Origin of the sequence: Campylobacter concisus (genome assembly GCF_902460535.1) — a bacterium.
GTDB lineage: Bacteria > Campylobacterota > Campylobacteria > Campylobacterales > Campylobacteraceae > Campylobacter_A > Campylobacter_A concisus_AS.
In genome coordinates, this window is sequence record NZ_CABPTV010000004.1 from 351,322 (window position 1) to 357,892 (window position 6,571).

1 protein-coding gene, 2 tRNA genes and 3 rRNA genes are annotated in these 6,571 nt (G+C 43.6%); all 6 read left to right on the forward strand.

Going from position 1 to position 6,571, the window contains the following annotated elements; translation table 11 throughout:
• The first annotated feature begins 236 nt into the window (after positions 1 to 236).
• The 6 genes from FZ945_RS05670 to FZ945_RS05695 all read left to right on the forward strand — a co-directional run bounded on the left by FZ945_RS05670 (position 237) and on the right by FZ945_RS05695 (position 6,474).
• Positions 237 to 1,747 (forward strand): 16S ribosomal RNA (locus FZ945_RS05670).
• Positions 1,748 to 1,841: 94 nt separating this feature from the next.
• Positions 1,842 to 1,918: transfer RNA gene (locus FZ945_RS05675), tRNA-Ile, on the forward strand.
• 12 nt (positions 1,919 to 1,930) lie between these two features.
• Positions 1,931 to 2,006: transfer RNA gene (locus FZ945_RS05680), tRNA-Ala, on the forward strand.
• 434 nt (positions 2,007 to 2,440) lie between these two features.
• Positions 2,441 to 5,345, forward strand: a 23S ribosomal RNA gene (locus FZ945_RS05685).
• A 133-nt stretch (positions 5,346 to 5,478) separates the two neighbouring features.
• A 5S ribosomal RNA gene (gene rrf, locus FZ945_RS05690) occupies positions 5,479 to 5,597 on the forward strand.
• Together the 16S, 23S and 5S rRNA genes with 2 tRNA genes alongside form the textbook arrangement of a ribosomal RNA operon.
• Positions 5,598 to 5,883: 286 nt before the next feature.
• On the forward strand, positions 5,884 to 6,474 hold the full coding sequence (locus tag FZ945_RS05695; protein WP_262367131.1) for an isoaspartyl peptidase/L-asparaginase: 591 nt from the start codon (positions 5,884 to 5,886) through the stop codon (positions 6,472 to 6,474).
• Positions 6,475 to 6,571 lie beyond the last annotated feature (97 nt).

Genomic DNA, 6,571 nt, shown 5'->3' on the forward strand with positions numbered 1-6,571 from the left:
TTGTTAAACTATTAGTCAATCTTTGAAATCTAAACAAGTGATCGATTGAGCCAGTCTATTATGATTAAATAATAGATTAGACAAACTAATATAAAAACTAAAAGTTTTTTTGATTAAAAACTTCATAATAAATACTAAAAGCAATTTTAGTAAAAACATTATTACTAGATTGCATTAGCAATCTTAGTCTTTAGTGTTGCTTCTTAGTAAAGCTTTGCTTTACGCTAAAGAAGGTTAATATGGAGAGTTTGATCCTGGCTCAGAGTGAACGCTGGCGGCGTGCCTAATACATGCAAGTCGAACGGACAAGTAAGAGCTTGCTCTTATGAGTTAGTGGCGCACGGGTGAGTAATGTATAGCTAATCTGCCCTACACTAGAGGACAACAGTTGGAAACGACTGCTAATACTCTATACTCCTGTCTGACATAAGTTAGATAGGGAAAGTTTTTCGGTGTAGGATGAGGCTATATTGTATCAGCTAGTTGGTGAGGTAATGGCTCACCAAGGCTATGACGCATAACTGGTCTGAGAGGATGATCAGTCACACTGGAACTGAGACACGGTCCAGACTCCTACGGGAGGCAGCAGTAGGGAATATTGCTCAATGGGGGAAACCCTGAAGCAGCAACGCCGCGTGGAGGATGACACTTTTCGGAGCGTAAACTCCTTTTGTTAGGGAAGAACAATGACGGTACCTAACGAATAAGCACCGGCTAACTCCGTGCCAGCAGCCGCGGTAATACGGAGGGTGCAAGCGTTACTCGGAATCACTGGGCGTAAAGGACGCGTAGGCGGATTATCAAGTCTCTTGTGAAATCCTATGGCTTAACCATAGAACTGCTTGGGAAACTGATAATCTAGAGTGAGGGAGAGGCAGATGGAATTGGTGGTGTAGGGGTAAAATCCGTAGAGATCACCAGGAATACCCATTGCGAAGGCGATCTGCTGGAACTCAACTGACGCTAATGCGTGAAAGCGTGGGGAGCAAACAGGATTAGATACCCTGGTAGTCCACGCCCTAAACGATGTATACTAGTTGTTGCTAAGCTAGTCTTGGCAGTAATGCACCTAACGGATTAAGTATACCGCCTGGGGAGTACGGTCGCAAGATTAAAACTCAAAGGAATAGACGGGGACCCGCACAAGCGGTGGAGCATGTGGTTTAATTCGAAGATACGCGAAGAACCTTACCCGGACTTGATATCTAACAAATCATCTAGAGATAGAAGAGTGTCTGCTTGCAGAAATGTTAAGACAGGTGCTGCACGGCTGTCGTCAGCTCGTGTCGTGAGATGTTGGGTTAAGTCCCGCAACGAGCGCAACCCACGTCATTAGTTGCTAACAGTTCGGCTGAGCACTCTAATGAGACTGCCTTCGTAAGGAGGAGGAAGGTGTGGACGACGTCAAGTCATCATGGCCCTTATGTCCGGGGCGACACACGTGCTACAATGGCATATACAATGAGAAGCAATATCGCGAGATGGAGCAAATCTATAAAATATGTCCCAGTTCGGATTGGAGTCTGCAACTCGACTCCATGAAGCCGGAATCGCTAGTAATCGTAGATCAGCCATGCTACGGTGAATACGTTCCCGGGTCTTGTACTCACCGCCCGTCACACCATGGGAGTTGATTTCACTCGAAGCCGGAATACTAAATTAGTTACCGTCCACAGTGGAATCAGCGACTGGGGTGAAGTCGTAACAAGGTAACCGTAGGAGAACCTGCGGTTGGATCACCTCCTTTCTAGAGTACATATAGATATTCTCTCACAAGATATCTATAAGAAAGATATTCTCAATCATCCTTGTTTAGTTTTGAAAGATTGATAGACCTATAGGGGCCTATAGCTCAGCTGGTTAGAGTGCACCCCTGATAAGGGTGAGGTCACAAGTTCAAGTCTTGTTAGGCCCACCAGAGAATTTAATTGGGGAATTAGCTCAGCTGGGAGAGCGCCTGCTTTGCACGCAGGAGGTCAGCGGTTCGATCCCGCTATTCTCCACCATAAAATAGTTTAACAGTAAAAGTCTATATTAAGTGTTTTTAGAAACATTTACTTTAGACTTTTAAGCGTACTTAATCTTTATTGATGACGAAGTTGCCGAAAGTAACTTTGTGCTTTAGGGGTTTCCAAAGGGTGTAACTCTTTGGTCGTAAAGACTAGCTTGCTAGTCTGCGAAGTCTAAATGTTCTTTTAATTAATATTGTTAATAGTCACAAGCAAGTTTTAAAAACAATTTTACAGGACTTGTTAAAGATTTAAATTTCTATTCTCTTTGCATTTAATGCAAAAGTTTGACATCACAATCTATTTAGGATTTAAAACTTATCTAAATAGTAGTCAATGCTTTCCGTCTTGAGAGTTAGAATTTAAATGTAGTAACATAAAGTTATCTTTAACAAGGAAGTGATGCGAATTAGAATAATCTAATATAGAAAAGGTAAGCTACAAAGAGCAAGTGGTGGATGCCTTGGCTAGTAGAGGCGATGAAAGACGTGCCAGGCTGCGATAAGTCTCGGGGAGCCGTCAAGGGGCTTTGATCCGGGAATTTCTGAATGGGGCAACCCAACTAATAGAGATATTAGTTACCGTATAACGGAGCGAACGAGGGGAATTGAAACATCTTAGTACCCTCAGGAAAAGAAATCAAAAGAGATTACGCTAGTAGCGGCGAGCGAACGCGTAAGAGGGCAAACCACTAGTTTACTAGTGGGGTTGTAGGACTGCAATATAGACTAAACTTAGCTAATAGAACAACCTGGAAAGGTTAGGCACAGAGGGTGATACCCCCGTATATGAAAGCTTTATTTTACTTAGCAGTATCCTGAGTAGGGCGGAACACGTGATATTCTGTCTGAAGCTGGGTAGACCACTATCCAACCCTAAATACTACTACTAGACCGATAGTGCACAAGTACCGTGAGGGAAAGGTGAAAAGAACTGAGGTGATCAGAGTGAAATAGAACCTGAAACCATTTGCTTACAATCATTCAGAGCCCTATGATTTATCAGGGTGATGGACTGCCTTTTGCATAATGAGCCTGCGAGTTGTGATGTCTGGCGAGGTTAAGGAAACCCGGAGCCGTAGCGAAAGCGAGTCTTAATAGGGCGTTTAGTCAGACGTTGCAGACCCGAAACGATGTGATCTATCCATGAGCAGGTTGAAACCGGTGTAAGAGCCGGTGGAGGACCGAACCCGCTAGCGTTGAAAAGCTATGGGATGACTTGTGGATAGGGGTGAAAGGCCAATCAAACATCGTGATAGCTGGTTCTCTCCGAAATATATTTAGGTATAGCGTCATGTAGTAACACTAGGGGGTAGAGCACTGAATGGGCTAGGGCATACACCAATGTACCAAACCCTATCAAACTCCGAATACCTAGTGTGTAATCATGGCAGTCAGGCGGCGAGTGATAAAATCCGTCGTCGAGAGGGGAACAACCCAGACTAACAGCTAAGGTCCCTAAATCTCATTTAAGTGGAAAACGATGTGGAGTTACTTAAACAACCAGGAGGTTGGCTTAGAAGCAGCCATCCTTTAAAGAAAGCGTAATAGCTCACTGGTCTAGTGATTCTGCGCGGAAAATATAACGGGGCTAAAATGAGTACCGAAGCTTTAGACTTAGTTTTACTAAGTGGTAGGAGAGCGTTGTATTTGTGTTGAAGGTATACCGGTAAGGAGTGCTGGAGCGAATACAAGTGAGCATGCAGGCATGAGTAGCGATAATTGGGGTGAGAATCCCCAACGCCGTAAACCCAAGGTTTCCTACGCGATGCTCGTCATCGTAGGGTTAGCCGGGTCCTAAGCAAAGTCCGAAAGGGGTATGCGATGGAAAATTGGTTAATATTCCAATGCCAACTATAATGTGCGATGGAAGGACGCTTAGAGTTAGAGGAGCCAGCGGATGGTAGTGCTGGTCGAAAGGTGCAGGTTGGAGTTCAGGCAAATCCGAGCTCCTTTAAGCCGAGGCCTTACAGGTGCGTGAAGTTCTTCGGAATGAATCGTAAATCCTTGATACTGTCGAGCCAAGAAAAGTTTCTAAGTTTAGTTATAGTTGCCCGTACCGTAAACCGACACAGGTGGGTGGGATGAGTATTCTAAGGCGCGTGGAAGAACTCTCTTCAAGGAACTCTGCAAAATAGCACCGTATCTTCGGTATAAGGTGTGCCTAACTTTGTGAAGGATTTACTCCGTAAGCATTGAAGGTTACAACAAAGAGTCCCTCCCGACTGTTTACCAAAAACACAGCACTCTGCTAACTCGTAAGAGGATGTATAGGGTGTGACGCCTGCCCGGTGCTCGAAGGTTAATTGATGACGTTAGCTCTGCGAAGCGTTTGATCGAAGCCCGAGTAAACGGCGGCCGTAACTATAACGGTCCTAAGGTAGCGAAATTCCTTGTCGATTAAATATCGACCTGCATGAATGGCGTAACGAGATGGGAGCTGTCTCGAAGAGGGATCCAGTGAAATTGTAGTGGAGGTGAAAATTCCTCCTACCCGCGGCAAGACGGAAAGACCCCGTGGACCTTTACTACAGCTTGACACTGCTATTGGGATAAAAATGTGCAGGATAGGCGGGAGGCTTTGATCCATAGACGCCAGTTTATGGTGAGCCATTGTTGAGATACCGCTCTTTTTTATTCTGATAGCTAACTAGCTTGAGTTATCCTCAAGTAGGACAATGTCTGGTGGGTAGTTTGACTGGGGCGGTCGCCTCCCAAAATGTAACGGAGGCTTACAAAGGTTGGCTCAGAACGGTTGGAAATCGTTCGTAGAGTATAAAGGCATAAGCCAGCTTAACTGCGAGACATACACGTCAAGCAGAGACGAAAGTCGGTCTTAGTGATCCGGTGGTTCTGTGTGGAAGGGCCATCGCTCAAAGGATAAAAGGTACCCCGGGGATAACAGGCTGATCTCCCCCAAGAGCTCACATCGACGGGGAGGTTTGGCACCTCGATGTCGGCTCATCGCATCCTGGGGCTGGAGCAGGTCCCAAGGGTATGGCTGTTCGCCATTTAAAGCGGTACGCGAGCTGGGTTCAGAACGTCGTGAGACAGTTCGGTCCCTATCTGCCGTGGGCGCAAGAAGATTGAGGAGAGTTGACCCTAGTACGAGAGGACCGGGTCGAACCAACCACTGGTGTACGAGTTGTCCTGCCAAGGGCACCGCTCGGTAGCTATGTTGGGATGTGATAACTGCTGAAAGCATCTAAGCAGGAAGCCAACTCCAAGATGAATCTTCTTTTAAGAGCTCATATAGACTATGTGTTTGATAGGCTGGGTGTGTAATGGATGAAAGTCCTTTAGCTGACCAGTACTAATAGCTCGTCTGCTTATCTTTTAATAAGCATCACTTCCTTGTTAAGGATAAAAACTTAATAAGATATGTTTTTACAAAACTTTGTTTATGACTTTTAACTTTATCTAGTAGTGTTAAATAAGAGATTTATCTAATATATCTTTTATTTAACACTGCCCGTGACTATACAGACGAGGAAACGCCTTGCTCCATCTCGAACCAAGAAGCTAAGCTCGTCCTGGCTGATGATACTCTCCCTTACTGGGATGTTGGGAAAGTAGGTCGTTGCGGGCTTTGTTGTTAATCTGCTTTAATTCTTATATGTTTAATTGATTAATTAATTTTTTATGTTTTTTATATTATTGAGTTGTTTGCCTTTTTAAAATTTATTTTCTTGTTTTTTTAAAATTTTTTATTTAGTTAATATGTTTATTTTTATTAATGAAAAATTGCAAATTATGACGAGATGGTGTTAAGGTATGATGCTCTCGGTCTATGATAATATAGGTTAATAGTATGAAATAGGTCTTTGTAAAAAAATACTTATGATGATGTTAAATTTTTCAAGCATAAAAAATGTATAGACTGCAAACTAGCCAAAGAAAACGGCCTAGAGATGGTTGATCAAAAGTACTTTTTCACACAGTTTAGATATGACGCACTCCAAAGGGCTAAAGAGAAACAAAAGCTCATGCTTGATAGTGAAAAGACAAAGAAAACTTCGCTAAATTTATATGAGCGTCCATATCTTGGCACTGTTGGAGCGATTGCGCTTGATAAAAATGGCAATCTAGCTGCAGCAACCAGCACTGGTGGTATGACAAATAAAATGACTGGCCGTATAGGCGATAGTCCGATAATTGGCTCTGGGACCTATGCAGATAATGGCTCAGTGGCAGTCTCTTGCACAGGTACAGGTGATATCTACATGCGTGTAAATGCTGCTCATGAGGTCTCAGCTCTTTATAAATACAAAACTTCAGATGTACAAAAAGCAACTGAGGAGGCTGTAAAAGAGGTAGTAGCACTAGGCGGTAGTGGTGGTATCATCTCTATTGATAAGTCTGGTAAGACTGGCTTTGCTTGGACTAAAGATAAACTTGGTATGTATCATGGTGAGGCAAGACTAGGAGCTAAACCAGTTGTTTACTGGCCACTTGGCGAGAAATGATTAGATAGCTAGGTCGGATTATATCCGGCCTAGTTTTTAAAGGGAGAAAGTTTATTAAAATATATAAATTGCTCCAAGAACGATAAATGCTCTTAGG